The sequence below is a fragment of the Bordetella bronchiseptica genome, assembly GCF_900636925.1.
In the GTDB taxonomy this organism is placed as follows: domain Bacteria; phylum Pseudomonadota; class Gammaproteobacteria; order Burkholderiales; family Burkholderiaceae_B; genus Bordetella; species Bordetella pertussis.
In genome coordinates this window covers 3,253,630-3,269,808 of sequence record NZ_LR134326.1, presented here as the reverse complement: position 1 = coordinate 3,269,808, position 16,179 = coordinate 3,253,630, and the positions used below count along the sequence as shown (strand labels likewise).

13 protein-coding genes are annotated in these 16,179 nt (G+C 66.6%); 5 read left to right on the top strand and 8 right to left on the bottom strand.

The features are described from left to right. The first annotated feature begins 27 nt into the window (after positions 1 to 27). Both EL288_RS15200 and EL288_RS15195 read left to right on the top strand, forming a co-directional pair. Positions 28 to 597 (top strand): ferritin-like domain-containing protein, encoded by a 570-nt coding sequence (locus EL288_RS15200; protein WP_003810192.1) that lies wholly within the window; start codon positions 28 to 30, stop codon positions 595 to 597. Further along, positions 594 to 1,004 (top strand): c-type cytochrome, encoded by a 411-nt coding sequence (locus EL288_RS15195; protein ID WP_015064146.1) that lies wholly within the window; start codon positions 594 to 596, stop codon positions 1,002 to 1,004. The genes EL288_RS15200 and EL288_RS15195 overlap by 4 nt, the downstream gene beginning before the upstream one ends. A 166-nt stretch (positions 1,005 to 1,170) precedes the next feature. Here EL288_RS15195 and efp read toward each other — a convergent pair whose 3' ends face one another. The 3 genes from efp to EL288_RS15180 all read right to left on the bottom strand — a co-directional run bounded on the left by efp (position 1,171) and on the right by EL288_RS15180 (position 4,201). Next, a complete protein-coding gene (gene efp / locus EL288_RS15190; protein ID WP_003810194.1) occupies positions 1,171 to 1,728 on the bottom strand; it encodes an elongation factor P in 558 nt (185 codons plus the stop codon). A 142-nt stretch (positions 1,729 to 1,870) separates the two neighbouring features. Further along, positions 1,871 to 2,983: an elongation factor P maturation arginine rhamnosyltransferase EarP gene (earP, locus tag EL288_RS15185; protein ID WP_003810195.1), complete on the bottom strand. Its 1,113-nt coding sequence runs from the start codon at positions 2,981 to 2,983 to the stop codon at positions 1,871 to 1,873. 15 nt (positions 2,984 to 2,998) lie between these two features. Beyond that, positions 2,999 to 4,201 (bottom strand): DUF2863 family protein, encoded by a 1,203-nt coding sequence (locus EL288_RS15180; RefSeq protein ID WP_003810196.1) that lies wholly within the window; start codon positions 4,199 to 4,201, stop codon positions 2,999 to 3,001. 169 nt (positions 4,202 to 4,370) lie between these two features. On the opposite strand from EL288_RS15180, the gene EL288_RS15175 reads away from it, so the two are divergent. Next, positions 4,371 to 5,147: a DODA-type extradiol aromatic ring-opening family dioxygenase gene (locus EL288_RS15175; protein ID WP_162835061.1), complete on the top strand. Its 777-nt coding sequence runs from the start codon at positions 4,371 to 4,373 to the stop codon at positions 5,145 to 5,147. Positions 5,148 to 5,255: 108 nt separating this feature from the next. Here EL288_RS15175 and acnA read toward each other — a convergent pair whose 3' ends face one another. Continuing rightward, positions 5,256 to 7,961 (bottom strand): aconitate hydratase AcnA, encoded by a 2,706-nt coding sequence (gene acnA / locus EL288_RS15170; protein ID WP_003810198.1) that lies wholly within the window; start codon positions 7,959 to 7,961, stop codon positions 5,256 to 5,258. Positions 7,962 to 8,198: 237 nt separating this feature from the next. Further along, positions 8,199 to 8,801, bottom strand: coding sequence for a transglycosylase SLT domain-containing protein (locus tag EL288_RS15165; protein ID WP_033459454.1), 603 nt, complete (start codon positions 8,799 to 8,801; stop codon positions 8,199 to 8,201). Between the two features lie 276 nt (positions 8,802 to 9,077). Here EL288_RS15165 and EL288_RS15160 point away from each other — a divergent pair, with 276 nt between their 5' ends. Then, the gene (locus tag EL288_RS15160; RefSeq protein WP_003810200.1) at positions 9,078 to 11,282 is read left to right on the top strand and encodes a TonB-dependent receptor; all 2,205 of its coding nucleotides are present in this window, start codon (positions 9,078 to 9,080) and stop codon (positions 11,280 to 11,282) included. Between the two features lie 161 nt (positions 11,283 to 11,443). Further along, a complete protein-coding gene (locus EL288_RS15155) occupies positions 11,444 to 12,181 on the top strand; it encodes a haloacid dehalogenase type II (RefSeq protein WP_003810201.1) in 738 nt (245 codons plus the stop codon). A gap of 5 nt (positions 12,182 to 12,186) precedes the next feature. On the opposite strand, the gene EL288_RS15150 is transcribed toward EL288_RS15155, so the two are convergent. The 3 genes from EL288_RS15150 to acnB all read right to left on the bottom strand — a co-directional run bounded on the left by EL288_RS15150 (position 12,187) and on the right by acnB (position 16,115). Next, a complete protein-coding gene (locus EL288_RS15150) occupies positions 12,187 to 12,789 on the bottom strand; it encodes an OmpA family protein (protein ID WP_033455978.1) in 603 nt (200 codons plus the stop codon). A gap of 1 nt (position 12,790) precedes the next feature. Continuing rightward, positions 12,791 to 13,129 carry a hypothetical protein gene (locus tag EL288_RS15145; protein WP_003810203.1) on the bottom strand — a complete coding sequence of 113 codons (339 nt, stop codon included), beginning with the start codon at positions 13,127 to 13,129 and terminating at the stop codon, positions 12,791 to 12,793. Between the two features lie 394 nt (positions 13,130 to 13,523). After that, the gene (gene acnB, locus EL288_RS15140) at positions 13,524 to 16,115 is read right to left on the bottom strand and encodes a bifunctional aconitate hydratase 2/2-methylisocitrate dehydratase (RefSeq protein ID WP_003810204.1); all 2,592 of its coding nucleotides are present in this window, start codon (positions 16,113 to 16,115) and stop codon (positions 13,524 to 13,526) included. Positions 16,116 to 16,179: the final 64 nt, after the last annotated feature.

The following is a 16,179-nucleotide window of genomic DNA, read 5'->3' as shown; positions in this document are numbered from 1 at the left end:
CGGCCGTCCATCGCCACGGAGACAGCCATGTCGTTCCTGCAGATATCCAGCCCCTGTGCGGCGCGCCGCCGCTTCCTCGGCCATGGTGGCCTGGTTCTTTCGGCCGCCGCGGTCGCGCTGCTGGCCGGCAAGGATGCGCTGGCCGCGCAAGCCGGGTCGGGCTCCAGCCAGGATGTACAGATCCTCAATACCGCGCTGGCGGCCGAGCTCGAGGCCATCGCCGCCTACCAGCTGGGCGCCGAGAGCAAGCTGCTGGACAAGCCCGTGCTCGCGCTGGCGCTGACCTTCCAGGGCCATCACAAGGAGCATGCCGACGTGCTGGGCAAGACCGTGGAAAAACTGGGCGGCCAGCCGGTGGCGGCCAAGCGCAACTATGCGTTCCCGACCAGCCAGTTGAAGTCGCAGGCCGACGTATTGCGTTTCGCCGCGAAGCTGGAGCAGGGCGCCGTCAGCGCCTACCTGGGCGCCGTGCCGCTGTTCGCCAATCGCGACCTGTCCAAGGCCGCGGCCAGCATACTGGGCGACGAAGCGATGCACTGGGCCGTGCTGCGCCAGGCGCTGGGCGAGCCCCCGGTCCCTTCGGCCTTCGTATCATGAACGCGGGCCTGGCCTGGCGGGCCGGCGCGCTGTGCCTGGCCCTGGCCGCGCCGGCGGCCGCGCGGGCCGCAGCGCCCGACCCGGTGCGCGGCGAGCAGGTCTACGCGCGCTGCCTGGCCTGCCACGCGCTGGCCTACGACCGGGTGGGGCCGCGCCACTGCGGCCTGCTCGGGCGCAAGGCCGGCAGCGTGCCCGGCTTCGCCTATACGCAAGCCATGGAAGACTCCGGCCTGACCTGGGACGCCGCCACGCTCGACCGCTTCCTGGCCGATCCCTTGAAGACGGTGCCAGGCACCGCCATGACTTACGCGGGCGTGCCGGATGCGGGCGAGCGCGCCGACCTCATCGCCTACTTGCGCGCGGCCGCCGCCTCGCCGGCGTGCGCGGGCGTGGCCACGCCGCATTAGATTCGGTGCCTGTCCCGCCGGGAGCGTGGTGTGCCTGTCCCGGCGGGGACAGGCACACTGCACGGGCAGGCGCCAATCCCCATGCGGGACAGGTACCCCGCCCGGCGCAAAAAAAACGGGCCGCGCATGCGGCCCGTTTCGGTTGCGCCTGCGAGCGGCGCGCGCATCAGTTGACGCGGCTGCGGTACTCGTTGGTGCGGGTATCGATTTCGATCTTGTCGCCGATCGCGCAGAACAGCGGCACGCTCAGTTCGAAGCCGGTGTTGATCTTGGCGGGCTTGAGCACCTTGCCCGAGGTGTCGCCGCGCACGGCGGGTTCGGTGTAGGTGATCTCGCGCACCAGGATGGTGGGCAGCTCGACCGAGATGGCGCGGCCGTCGTAGAAGACCACCTCGACGGGCATGGCTTCTTCCAGGTAGTTCAGCGCGTCGCCCATGCTGTCGGCTTCGATTTCGTACTGGTTGTACTCTTCGTCCATGAAGACGTACATCGGATCGCCGAAGTACGAGTACGTGCATTCCTTGCGTTCCAGCACTACGACGTCGAACTTCTCGTCGGCCTTGTAGACCGACTCGCTGCCCGAGCCGGTCAGCAGGTTCTTGAACTTCAGCTTGACGACGGCGGCGTTGCGGCCGGACTTGTTGTATTCGGTCTTCTGGACGACGAGCGGGTCCTTGCCGACCATGATCACGTTGCCGACTCGCAATTCCTGAGCGGTTTTCATCGATTAAAACTCCGGGGTGATTTGCGCACTCGCCGTGCTTGCGCGCTGTGCTTTCAGGCAACCGCTGCGCCCCGGGAGGCTGTCAAAGTGAGGCCTTGAGCACCGGCCGATCCGGGCAAAGCAACTCAGATAACTCTCTATTCTAGCTTGTCTTGGCCAGTTCCGCGCAGAAATCCGCGAGAGCGTCCCCCAAATCGGGGCGCGCCGCCTGGGCGGCGTCCCAGGCGCGCGCCGCCTGGTTCCACTCTCCCCAGGCGGGTTCGGCCAGCGCGCCGGCCAGGGCCTGTTGCGGCGCCGGCGCGCCGGGCGCCTGGTTCCAGGCGCGCATCAGCGCATGGGCGGCCGCCGGCGCCGGGTAGCGCGCCAGCCACGCCTGCAGCTTCTCGAGGTGGGCGTTCTCGGCTTGCGCGTAGATCTGCCACAGCAGCGGGCGGGCGGCCCAGGCGGCGCGCACGAACGAGTCCTCGCCGCGCACGCAATTCAGGTCGGCGCACCACAGCAGGCGGTCGAAGTCCGGCTGGCTGACATAGGGCACCCGCGCGAGCGTCAGCTGGCCGTGCTGCCCGGGTTCGGGCAGTCCGGGCGCCACGCCTTGCGGCACCAACAGCAGCGTGGGGCGCGCGTCCTGCATCAGCGCGTGCGCCAGCGCCTGGTAGGGAGCGTCCGGGTAGCAGAACAGGTTCACCAGCCGCGCGCCGTCGTCCCGGCGGGCCAGGGCCGCCTCGTCCAGGCCCAGCGCGCGCAGCAGCGTCCGTTGTTGCGCGCGCGAGGTCTGCAGGGCGTCGCGGTCGCGGCTCAGCCCCGGCTCGCGGATCAGGCCGCCGGTGGCGGCGCTGAAGCCGGGAAAGAAGAAATGCTTGACCAGGCCGTCGGCGCGCTGCGAGGGCAGGCCGTGGCAGGTTTCCACCCAGGCTTCGGCGCTGAGATATTCCAGGTTGATCCACACCGGCTGGACCCGCCGCATGGCCGCGACGTACGCGGGCGGCGGATCGCAGGCGAAGGCCTCGATCACCACGTCGCCGGGCGTTTGCGGCCATTCGGCACGGTCGTCCCAGCGCAGGATTTCTATCGTGTCGCATACCTGCTGGTCGCGGTCCGGCACGATGCCGGGCTGGATGCGCGCGAACGCCGCCAGGTCATCCACCCACAGGCGCACCTGCCAGCGTCGCCCGTGCGCCAGGCGGCGCGCCAGGCGCCAGCACACGCCGATATCGCCCAGGTTGTCGATGACGCGGCAGAAAATATCGGCGCGCATGGCGGCGCGATCCGGTCAGTGGAACTTGGCCGGCACCGCTTCGGCGTCTTCCGGCAGTTCCGCGTGCACCAGTTCGCCCAGCGGATTGGGAAAGTGCGGCGCGCCGCAGTCCTCGCAATACTCGGGCGGCAGTACGCCCGGGATGCGGCGCACGTCGCTCACGCCGTATTCCTTGAGCAGGGCCGCGATCTCGTCGACCGCGTCGGGCTGGCCCTCGTCGGCCGGGATGTCGTCCTCGCGCCCGTACAGCGGCCACACACAGCCGTAATAGACGTCGTTGCTGTTGCGCGCGGTAAAGCCGATACGGTATTCGTCGATGCGGGCTTCGCCGCAGCCCGCCACCACCGCGCGCATCTGCGAGGGCTCGAGGCTGACCGCGCTTTCCAGCCAGGCGATGGCGGCGCGCAGGGACAGCGGCCGCACCCGGCGGTCGGCTTCGCGGTTGCTCACGTAATAGGCGTCGGGCAGCAGGCATTCGATGCCGCAGCCCGGCAGCAGCGCGGCCAGCGTGGGCTGGGCCTGTTCCACCCATTGCGCCAGGCAGGCGTCGCGGCTGGCCTGCGGGTCGTCCCAGCGCTCCTGCCAGCGGAACACCGGCGCGCGCTCGGGCACGGCCACGGCCGCCACCACGTAGCGCGTGTCGGCCAGCATGTTGGCGGTTTCCACGTCGTCGTTCAAGGCGGGCTTGGCGGTTTCCGCGCCCAGCGCCTGCGTGCCCAGGCGGTGCAGCCATTGCCAGGTCTCGGCGAAGGTGCGCGGCATCTGGTCGATGCTGACCAGGTGCGGCATCAGGGCCACGCGCACGCCGTCGGCCAGGATGTGGCCATGCAGCTGCGCCAGCAGCGCCTGCTGGGCCGGCGCCGGAATCGGCCCGGTGGGAATCGTGTAGCGCGTCCACGCCACGACGGGCGCCACCAGCAGCACTACGTCATGGCGGGTGCCGTTCTTTTCGATCTGCATCGATTCGGACAGCGTCTCGGACTGCTCGATCAGCACTTCGTAGGCGCCGGGATCGGTTTGCGCGAGATTGTCCAGCGCGCTTTCCAGCGGCGCGTCATGGCCGCTGCGCAGCAGCTTGGTGATGGCCTCCGCCAACTGTGCCTCCCAGTACAGGTCTTCGACCTTGCTGCCTGAGCGGTCGAGCGCGTGGGCCAGCGCCACCAGGCGCGAAGCGTCGCGGTTCAGCCGGGGAGAGGATTGACTGCGGGTACGGGCCATGAGGTGAGATCAGACGAAATAAAGTGGCGAACCTCATAGTGTACCTGTCCGGGCCGCCGGGGCCGTGCTGTGTTGTTGCTATATTGGCAATAGTCTATGGATAGTCATGGGATTTATTGCTGGGCTGAAAATTCCGACAATAAGCCATCCCTATTTGCCGGAGGTCGCCATGCGCCTGCCCACCTTGTTCGTTTCCCATGGTTCCCCCATGCTCGCGGTCGAGCCAGGCCGCACCGGCCCCGCGCTGGCTGCCTGGAGCGACGGGCTGCCCGAGCGCCCGCGCGCGGTGCTGGTGGTTTCGCCGCACTGGATGGGGCAGGGCCTGGCGGTCTCGACCCGCGACCGCCAGGTCGCCTGGCACGATTTCGGCGGCTTTCCCGCCGACCTGTACCAGCTGCAGTACCCGGCCGAGGGCTCGCCCCGGTTGGCGCAACAGGTGGTGGACGTGCTCGCGCACGCCGGCATCCAGGCCGGCAACGATGCGCGGCGTCCGCTCGACCATGGCGCCTGGGTGCCGTTGCGCTACCTGTATCCGCACGCCGACCTGCCGGTCGTGCAGCTGTCGCTGGACATGGAGCGCGACGCGCGCGGCCAGTATGCGCTGGGCCAGGCGCTGGCGCCGCTGCGCGATGACGGCGTGCTGGTGATCGGATCGGGTTCGCTGACGCACAATCTGCGCGACGTGCGCATGCCGCACGGAGCGCCGCCCGCGGATTACGTGGCGCCGTTTCAGCAATGGTATGCCGAGCATCTGGCCGCGGGCGACGTCGAGGCGCTGCTGGACTGGCAGGCGCGCGCGCCGGGCGCTGCCCGCGCCCATCCGCACGACGACCACCTGATGCCGCTGTACGTGGCGCTGGGGGCGGGCGGCATGCCTGCGCGCCGCCTCAACGACGAGGTCGCGTACGGCGCGCTGGCCATGGACGCCTACCAGTTCGGCGCCTGAGCCGCGACCGGCCGCATGATCCGCGCCGTGTGATCCCGTCCAACGAAAAAACCCTCCGGCCAGCAGGCCGGAGGGTTCGGGTCGCGCAGGTCTTGAGGCGGGACGCCGTCAGGCGGCCAGCAACTGACGCAGTACGAACGGCAGGATGCCGCCGTGCTGGTAGTAATCGACCTCGATGGGCGTGTCGATGCGCAGCAGCACCGTCACGTCCTGGCGCGAGCCATCGGCGCGGTGGATCGTCAGGGTGACGTCCTGCATCGGCTTGATGCCGCCCTCCAGGCCCGTGACGTCGAACGTCTCGTTGCCCACGATGCCCAGCGACTGCGCGCTGTCGCCGCCCTTGAACTGCAGCGGCAGCACGCCCATGCCCACCAGGTTGCTGCGGTGGATGCGCTCGAAGCTGCGCGCGATCACGGCCTTCACGCCCAGCAGCTGCGTTCCCTTGGCGGCCCAGTCGCGCGACGACCCGGTACCGTACTCCTCGCCGCCGAACACCACCGAGGACGTGCCTTGCGCCACGTACTTCATGGCGGCGTCGTAGATCGACATCTGCTCGCCGGTGGGCTGGAACAGCGTCTCGCCGCCTTCGAAGCGGCTGCCGTCCGGACGGGCCGGGATCATGAGGTTCTTGATGCGCACGTTGGCGAACGTGCCGCGCATCATGATCTCGTGGTTGCCGCGCCGCGAACCGTAGCTGTTGAAGTCGGCCTTCATCACGCCGTTCTCCTTGAGCCACTTGCCGGCCGGCGAGGTCTCCTTGATGGAGCCGGCCGGCGAGATGTGGTCGGTGGTCACCGAGTCGCCGAAGATGCCCAGCGCGCGCGCGCCCTTGACCGCCGGCATTGCGGCGGGCGTCATTCCAAAGCCTTCGAAGAACGGCGGTTCGGCGATGTAGGTCGATTCGGGCCAGTTGTAGGTCTCGCCCGTCACGCCCTTGATGTTCTCCCACAGCTTGCCGGGGTTGCTCTTGACCTGGCTGTAGTTTTCCTTGAAGGCGGTCGGATTCATGGCGAACTTGAGCAGCGCCTGGATCTCCTCGCTGCTCGGCCAGATGTCGCCCAGCCACACGTCGCCGTTCTTGCCGCGGCCCACCGGTTCGGTCATCAGGTCGCGCGTGACCGTGCCGGCCAGCGCGTACGCCACCACCAGCGGCGGCGAGGCCAGGAAGTTGGCCTTGATGTTCGGGTGGATGCGGGCCTCGAAGTTGCGGTTGCCCGACAGCACGGCCGAGCACACCAGGTCGTTGCCCAGGATGGCTTCGTTCAGGTCGGCGGTCAGGTCGCCCGCGTTGCCGATGCAGGTGGTGCAGCCGTAGGCCGCCACGTCGAAGCCCAGCTTTTCGAGATAGGGCAGCAGGCCGGTCTTGGTCAGGTATTCCGTGACCACGCGCGATCCGGGCGCCAGCGAGGTCTTGATGTGCTTGGGCACCTTCAGGCCGGCCTCGACCGCCTTCTTGGCCAGCAGGCCGGCGGCCAGCAGCACGCTGGGGTTCGACGTGTTGGTGCACGACGTGATGGCGGCGATCAGGATGTCGCCGTTCTTGACCTTGGTGCCGGCGCTGGTCGTGTAGGCCTGGTGCAGCTTGTCGGCCGGCTGGTTGAAGCCGTTTTCGGCGATGGGCTTGGAGAACAGCTCGGTGAAGGTGTTCTTGACGTTGCCGATCTCGATGCGGTCCTGCGGGCGCTTGGGGCCGGCCAGCGACGGCGCCACGGTGCCCAGGTCCAGCGTCAGCAGCTTGGTGTAGTTGATGTCCTTGGCCTTGGGCACGCCGAACATCTTCTGCGCCTTGAAATAGGCCTCGAGGGCGGCGATTTCCTCGGCAGTGCGGCCGGTGCCTTCAAAGTAGTCGATGGTGCGTTCGTCGACCGGGAAAAAGCCCATGGTCGCGCCGTACTCGGGCGCCATGTTGCCGATGGTGGCCCGGTCGGTGACCGACAGGCTGGCGGTGCCTTCGCCGCAGAATTCGACGAACTTGCCCACCACCTTCTCGCGGCGCAGCATCTCGGTGATGGTCAGCACCAGGTCGGTGGCGGTCACGCCGCCGCGCAGCTTGCCCTTGAGCTCCACGCCGACCACGTCCGGCGTCAGGAAATAGACCGGCTGGCCCAGCATGCCGGCCTCGGCCTCGATGCCGCCCACGCCCCAGCCGACCACGCCGATGCCGTTGATCATGGTGGTGTGGCTGTCGGTGCCCACCAGCGAGTCGGGGTAGTAGACGCCGTTGTTCTTGTCACGGTGCACGCCGCGCGCCAGGTACTCGAGGTTGACCTGGTGCACGATGCCGAAGCCCGGAGGCACCACGCCGAAGGTGTCGAAGGCCTGCATGCCCCACTTCATGAACTGGTAGCGCTCGCGGTTGCGCTGGAACTCCAGCTTCATGTTCAGGTCGAGCGCGTTCTTGGTGCCGAAGTAATCGATCATGACCGAGTGGTCCACCACCAGGTCCACCGGCACCAGCGGCTCGATGCGCTTGGGGTCCTTGCCCATCTTGGCAGCCACCGAACGCATGGCGGCGATATCGGCCAGCAGCGGCACGCCGGTGAAGTCCTGCAGCACCACCCGCGCCACCACGAAGGGGATCTCGTCCTCGCGCTTGGCGTTGGCCTGCCAGTTGGCCAATTGGCGCACGTGCTCTTGCGTGACCTTGGCGCCGTCACAGTTGCGCAGCACCGATTCGAGCACGATGCGGATGGACACCGGCAAGCGCTGTACATCCACGCCCAGGGCCTTGCCCAGGGCCGGCAGCGAATAGAGCTGACAGGTTTTCTTGCCGATCTTGAAAGTCTTGAGAGTGTCGAACGTATTGTGCGGCATGATGGACTCCGTGATGTGACCGCGTAAAGCCGCCATTTTCAGGCGTTTTGACGCGCTTGTCATGCAATGCGGGACAAAGCGGGGGTTGGGTTGATGTCTTGTGTCTTATATAAGACTTGATCGATGCGTCAAAAGTTCCCGCGCGAGGCGGGAGCCGGGCCGACGTGCTCCCATGGTTTTACCAAGATCCGGCTATCGGCGGCATGACAGCGCGCAAGCAGCGGGCCGGTCGCCGACTCAGAACAGCCAGCCGCCGCGGTTCAGCTCGCGCTCGCAGCCCTTGTACTGGGCGCCGAAGCGTTCGGCGCGCGCCTGCACCTGCTGCGCCACCCGCTTGAGCCAGGCCTTGCGGTCGTAGCTGCGGTTGCGATAGCCGGTCCAGCCCTCATGGTAGTTCAGGTATTGGCCGTAGGCGTCCCATTTCGAGACGCCGTTGATGCGCTGGGTCTTGCTCATGTACCAGCCCATGAAGTCCAGCGCGTCGGAAAAGTTGTCGCGGCTGGCCAGCCAGCCGCCGGCCTCGCGCTTGTAGTCGGCCCAGGTTTCGTCCTTGGCCTGCGCATAGCCATAGGCCGAGCTGACCCGGCCCCAGGGAATGAACCCGAGGAAGTAGTAGCGCGGCGGCAGGGCGTCGTGCCGAAAGCTGGATTCCTGGTACATCATCGCGATCGGCACATTGACCGGCGCGCCCCATTTCTTCTGCACATCGAGGGCGGCATCGTGCCAGGAGGGCTTCTCGCGGAAGATGGCGCAGATGTTCTCGGGGTCGGCCGGAGGGCGCGTGCTGGCGCAGCCCGCCAGGGCAAGAAGGGTGGGCAGCAGGATCCAGCGTTCGAACATTGCGTCTCGTCTCTCCAGTCACTGCGGCATTCTAAGTGTTCTCCGGGCCATGTCCCGTCCAAGAACAGGGCCGATTTCCCGTCTTTTGTGCGAAAGGTCTTTGCATGTCCCGGCGTTGCCGCCGCGCGACGGATTTTTTATTTTGAATGAGAACGATTTGATTTATTAGTTAAGATGGCAGGCTCTCATGCACGCAAGCCGGTGGGCGGTGGCCATGGCCGGCCCGCGCACGGCAGGCCGCTTGCGTGGCCGCACATCCCCCTACGGACAACCACCATGAAGCCATTACCGCTCGCTTATCTCGCCGTGCTGCTGCCCTGGTACGCAGGCGTCATCCAGGCGCAAGCCGCGCCCGCCGCCGGCGGCGATGCCTCGATCACCCTGGACGCCGTCAGGGTCGAGGCCAGCGCCGACGCCTCCGCCGGCGGCCTGGCGCCGGCGTTCGCGGGAGGCCAGGTCGCCACGGGCGCGAAGGTCGGCATCCTCGGCACGCGCGACAACCTGGAAACCCCGTTCTCCATCACCGCCTACACCAACGAACTGATCCAGGACCGCCAGGCCAAGGGGGTGGGCGACGTCCTGCAGAACGACCCCGGCGTGCGGGTGGCGCGCGGGTTCGGCAACTTCCAGGAGTCGTATTTCATCCGCGGCTTCATCCTCAGCTCGGACGACATCGCGTACAACGGCCTCTACGGCCTGTTGCCGCGCCAGTACATCTCGACCCAGCTGTTCGAGCGCGTCGAGGTGCTGCGCGGCGCCTCGGCGTTTCTTACCGGCGCGCCGCCGTCCGGCGGCGGGATCGGCGGGGTGATCAACCTGGTTCCCAAGCGCGCGCCCAACGAGCCGCTGACGCGCTTTTCGGCCGGCTACGGCAGCGACAGCATGCTCGAGGCCTCGGCCGACATCGGCCGGCGCTTCGGCCCGGACGACAGCGTCGGGATCCGCATCAACGCCGCCCAGCGCGGCGGCGAGACCGCCATCGACGGCGAGCGCACCCGCACCACGGTGTTCGCGCTGGGCTTGGACTGGCGCGGCGAGCGCGCGCGCCTGTCGGCCGATATCGGCTACCAGGACAACCGCCTGAAGCGGGCGCGCCCCAATGTCACGCTGGCCGGCGATGCCGCCAAGGTGCCGGGCGCGCCCGACGCCGGCTCCAACTATGCCCAGCCCTGGTCGTACTCCAACGAGCGCGACGTGTTCGGCACGTTGCGCGGCGAATATGACTTCAACGACCGCATAACGGGCTGGGCCGCCTATGGCATGCGCCAGAGCAAGGAGGAGAACTCGCTGGCCAACCTGAATGGCGTCAACGGCGCGGGGCAGGGCAAGTTCTACCGCTTCGACAACGCCCGCGAGGATACCGTCAACACGGGCGAGATCGGCCTGCGCGCCAAGGCGCGCACCGGCCCGGTGGGACACGAACTGGTCGCCTCGGCGTCCTATTTCGACCTCGAGAAGAAGAACGCCTATGTCATGGACTTCTTCAACCAGTTCGACACCAGCATCTACGACCCCGTCAGCTACGCCAAGCCGGCCATCAGCAGCACCGCGTTTCGCGGCAACGACATGGACGATCCCGCCAAGCAGGGCGTCATCCGGCTGGCCAGCTATGCGCTGGGCGACACCATGTCGTTCTTCGACGACAAGGTGTTGCTGACCGCCGGCATCCGCCACCAGCGCCTCTACCAGCGCGACTACAGCTACGACACGGGCATCGGCGGCACGCCCTACGAGCAAAGCCACAACTCGCCCGCCGCCGGCCTGGTGGTGCGCGTGACTCCCCAGGTGTCGCTGTACGCCAACTACATCGAGGCCCTGTCGGCGGGCGACACCGCGCCGCAGACCGCCAACGGCCTGCCGGTGGTCAACCACGGCGAATCGCTGGCGCCCTATGTGTCCAAGCAGAAGGAAGTGGGCGTCAAGTTCGAGCACGACGGCCTGGGCGGCGGCCTGGCGCTCTTTTCCACCGACAAGCCGCGCGGGTTCGTGGGCGATGACCAGGTCTTCCGCGCTTCGGGCAAGGACCGCCACCGCGGGGTCGAACTGACGACTTACGGCGAGCTCACGCGCAGCGTGCGCGTGCTGGGCGGGCTGACCTGGCTGGACGCCAAGCAGCTCAGCACCGGCAACGCCGCCACCGACGGCAAGCGCGTCATCGGCGTGCCGCGCTTCCAGGCCAACCTCGGCGTGGAGTGGGACATCCCCGGCGTGCAGGGCCTGACCGTGGACGGACGCGTGGTCTATACGGGCTCGTCCTATGCGGATGCGGCCAACACCCTGGAGGTGCCGGGCTGGACGCGCCTGGACGCCGGCCTGCGCTACATGACCGATATCGGCGGCCATCTGGTGACCTGGCGCGCCCGCGTCGAGAACATCGCCAACCGCGACTACTGGTCCTCCGTGGGCGGCTACCCCGGCAATGGCTACCTGGTGCTGGGCGGTCCGCGCACCTTCACGCTGTCGGCTTCGATGGAGTTCTGACGCCGCGGGCGGCGTGCAACGGAATGACGCCTGGCGTAAGCTAGGCGCCATGCAGGAGCCTCCGCAGAGAACCCGGCAGGAGCATCGATGCGGCTGCCTGCCTGGCCGCAGGACCGAGGCTGACGTCCTGCATAGGTTGAAACTCAATGCGGAGGGATGCGATGGAACCCGCTCGTGCGACGGATATCGAGGTCTTGTTCTTTGACGTGCTGGGAACCGTCGTCGATTGGCGCGGCAGCATCGCGGACGAGGTCGCCGCATTCCTCAAGCGCCATGCGCTGCCTCATGTCGATGCCCATCAATTCGCGGATGCCTGGGTCGGGCAATATGATGCCGCCATCGAGCCGATCCGCGCCGGACAGCGAGCCTTTGCCCCTCTCGATATCATCAACATGGAGAATCTGCAGGCTTGCCTGGCGCAGTTCGATCTGACGCCATCGCGGTTCGCTCGCAGCGAACTGGAAACCCTGAACCATGCATGGCACAAGCTGCGGCCTTGGCCCGATTCGGTAGCAGGTATCGCTCAGCTGAAGCAGCGCTTTATCGTTGCGCCTTTGTCCGATGGGCATACCAGGTTGCTGGTCGACATGGCCAGGCACGCTGGCCTGCCGTGGGACATGGTTTTTGGTGCGGACGCTTCCCGATCCTATAAGCCTGCACCCCAAGCCTATCTGCATGCCTGTGCATTGTTGGACGTGCCCCCGCAACGCGCCATGCTGGTCGCCGCGCATGGCTACGATCTGGATGCGGCTCGCTCATGCGGGCTGAAAACAGCCTATGTCCAGCGCCAGCGCGCAGCGGATCCGTCGAAGGCAGGTTATCGGGGGGCGCCTGAAAATTGGGACTACCAGGCTGGCAGCCTGACCGAGTTGGCGCAGTTGCTGGCCAAGGCCGCCTGATCGTGTCAGCGGTTGGGCAGCACAAACTCCACCCGGCGGTTCTGGGCGCGTCCTTGCGGATTGTCCGCCCCGTTGGCGAGCTGGTTTGGCTGTACGGGCCTGGCAGCCCCCAGGCCCCTGACCGACAGTTTCGCCGCGTCTACCCCGTGAGCGCCCAGCCACTGCGCAACGGCCTGGGCCCGTCGCAATGACAGGCCCTTGTTATAGGAGTCCGAGCCCTTGGAGTCCGTGTGACCTTCAATGGCGACGATGCCGGTGGCGGGGGATTTGATCAGCTTCGCGATGTCCTGCAGAGTGGGTTCGGCCGCGGCGAGTATGTCGGCCTTGTCGAAATCGAAGAGTACGTCGCCCATCATGGCGATGGTGACGGCATCCTTGCCCTGCCGTACCGACACGCCTTCATGGCGCGCGGCCAGCGCACCCACTTGGGCGCTCAGGTCCGATATGCCGCCGTCGGTGTCGGACGGCAAGCCCTTCAGGTCCAGGATGGTCGCCTGCAAGCCCAGTATCGTGCTCTTATAGGGCGGCTCTTGCGCCATGGAACCGCTGGAGACGGCAAGCAGCGCCAGCGCCGCCAGCAACGTTGGCCCGGCAGGATGGGTCGCCATCTCAGCGGTCGGTGATCTGGATGGCGTCGAAAGTCTCGACACCCGGGATCGTCAGCGAAACCTCTTTGATTTCCTTGGGCGGGGCGGGAAACTTGCCCTGCCAGCTGCCCGCGATGGGCGCATCGCTTGACGTCCGTATCAGTACCTTGGGATTCGTCAGCGGTACATCGTTGCTATCTTTCAATAGCAGGTGTTTCTTATTGCCTGCGATCACGTAAAAGCTGTTCTCGTAGTCGCTTTTGCTGATCTGCGAGTAGATCGTCTCCGTCTTGCCCATGACAACGGGCTTGAACCGGATCTTGATGGACAGGATCTCGCCACTGCGCACGGCGTCGATCACTTGTCCTTCGGCGCTGCCGGAGTTGGTCAGGCCAGTGGCCAGAGGGGTGGAGGGCTCGGCTTGAGCGGCGCTCGCCAATGCCATGCAGAATCCAAGAACGCAGGCCATGGTGGTCTTGCTGGTCGAAGCCACAATAGATTCCTTTGCTGTCGAGAAACTGGAAGAGGATTTGCCAAGGCAATGGTGTAACCCTCCAAACCCGTCTTGCCTGCAAGAATATGATTCTGTTTATTGGGCGTCGGTTGCAATCTTTTTGAAATGTTTCATGCGCGGTCTGCACGAAAACGCGGGCATGCCGCCCCCAAGGGGGCCTGGGTCTTCAGGGCTGCAAGCGCGTACAGCAAAAAGAAAGGCCCGCCTTGCGGCGGGCCCTTTGTCATGGCCGAAGACCGGCTCAGACCTCGATCACGTCGGCCACATCCTTGTAGTCGGGGATGCGGTCGAAGTTCAGGTACTGGTAGATCTGGTCGCCGCTCTTGTTGATGACGCCCATATCGGCCATGTACTCCTCGCGGGTCGGGATGCGGCCCAGGCGCGAGCAGATCGCCGCCAGTTCCGCCGAGCCCAGGTACACGTTGGTGTTCTTGCCCAGGCGGTTGGGGAAGTTGCGCGTGCTGGTGGACATGACCGTCGCGCCCTCGCGCACTTGCGCCTGGTTGCCCATGCACAGCGAGCAGCCCGGCATTTCGGTGCGCGCGCCGGCCGTGCCGAAGACGCCGTAGTGGCCTTCCTCGGTGAGCTGCTGCGCGTCCATCTTGGTCGGCGGCGCCACCCACAGCTTGACCGGAATGTCGCGCTTGCCTTCCAGCAGCTTGGACGCCGCGCGGAAATGGCCGATGTTGGTCATGCAGCTGCCGATGAACACTTCGTCGATCTTGGCGCCGGCGACATCCGACAGCGTCTTGACGTCGTCGGGGTCGTTCGGGCAGGCCACGATGGGCTCGTGGATGTCGGCCAGGTCGATCTCGATCACGGCGGCGTAGTCGGCGTCGGCGTCCGGCTCCAGCAGCTTGGGATCGGCCAGCCAGGCTTCCATGGCCTTGATGCGGCGGCCCAGCGAGCGTTCGTCTTCATAGCCGTTGGCGATCATCCACTTCAGCATCACGATGTTGCTGTTGATGTACTCGATGATCGGCTCTTTGTGCAGGCGCACCGAGCAGCCGGCGGCCGAGCGTTCGGCCGAGGCGTCGGACAGCTCGAAGGCTTGCTCGACCTTCAGGTCGGGCAGACCTTCGATTTCCAGGATGCGGCCCGAGAAGATGTTCTTCTTGCCTTGCTTGGCCACGGTCAGCAGGCCTTGCTTGATGGCATACAGCGGGATCGCATTGACCAGGTCGCGCAGCGTGACGCCGGGTTGCATCTTGCCCTTGAAGCGCACCAGCACCGATTCCGGCATGTCCAGCGGCATCACGCCGGTCGCCGCGGCGAAGGCCACCAGGCCCGAGCCGGCGGGGAACGAAATGCCGATCGGGAAGCGCGTGTGCGAGTCGCCGCCGGTGCCGACCGTGTCGGGCAGCAGCATGCGGTTCAGCCACGAGTGGATGACGCCGTCGCCGGGGCGCAGCGAAATGCCGCCGCGCGTGCTGATGAACTGCGGCAGGGTGTGGTGCGTCTTGACGTCCACCGGCTTGGGATAGGCGGCGGTATGGCAGAACGACTGCATCACCAGGTCGGCCGAGAAGCCCAGGCAGGCCAGGTCCTTCAGCTCGTCGCGGGTCATCGGGCCGGTGGTGTCCTGGCTGCCCACCGAGGTCATCTTCGGCTCGCAATAGGTGCCCGGGCGGATGCCCTGGCCTTCCGGCAGGCCGCAGGCGCGGCCGACCATCTTCTGGGCCAGCGTGTAGCCCTTGCCGGTGTCGGCCGGGTTATTGGGCAGGCGGAACAGGGTGGAGGGCGGCAGGCCCAGGGCCTCGCGCGCCTTGGCGGTCAGGCCGCGGCCGATGATCAGCGGAATGCGGCCGCCGGCGCGCACTTCGTCGAACAGCACGTCCGACTTGACCGTGAACTCGGCGATGGTCTCGCCATTCTTGATGGCCTTGCCGTCGTACGGGCGCAGTTCCACCACGTCGCCCATTTCCATTTTCGAGACGTCCAGCTCGATCGGCAGGGCGCCGGCGTCTTCCATCGTGTTGTAGAAGATGGGCGCGATCTTGCTACCCAGGCAGACGCCGCCGAAGCGCTTGTTGGGCACGAACGGGATATCTTCGCCGGTGAACCAGAGCACCGAGTTGGTGGCCGATTTGCGCGATGAGCCGGTGCCGACCACGTCGCCGACGTAGGCGACCAGGTGGCCTTTTTCCTTCAGCGATTCGATGAACTGCACGGGACCGCGCTTGCCGTCTTCCTCGGGCTCGAACGCCGCGCCGTCGCGCTTGTTCTTCAGCATCGCCAGGGCGTGCATCGGGATATCGGGGCGCGTGGTGGCGTCGGGGGCGGGCGACAGGTCGTCCGTGTTGGTTTCGCCGGGTACCTTGAAGACCGTGACGGTCAGGCTTTGCGGCACTTCCGGACGGCTGGTGAACCATTCGGCATCGGCCCAGCTCTGCAGCACCGACTTGGCGTTGGCGTTGCCCTTGTCCGCCTTCTCCTTGACGTCGTGGAAGGCGTCGAACATCAGCAGGGTCTTCTTCAGCGCGTCTGCGGCGATGGTGCCGACCTCGGCGTCGTCCAGCAGTTGCACCAGCGGGCCGATGTTGTAGCCGCCGAGCATCGTGCCCAGCAGTTCGGTCGCCTTGGCGCGGTCGATCAGGGCACACGATTCGGTGCCGAAGGCCACGGCGGCCAGGTACGAGGCCTTGACCTTGGCGGCGTCGTCCACGCCGGCGGGCACGCGGTAGGTCAGCAGCTCCAGCAGATTCTGCGCCTCGCCATCCGGCGGGTTTTTCAGCAGCTCGATCAGGTCAGCGGTTTGTTGCGCGGACAGCGGCAGCGGCGGAATGCCCAGGGCTGCGCGGTCGGCGACGTGTTGACGGTACGTTTCCAGCATGGATGGCCTGCGTAATAGTCGGGTTGGAACAAGGGTTGTAGCCGGGATTGTAGAGGGATAGGGG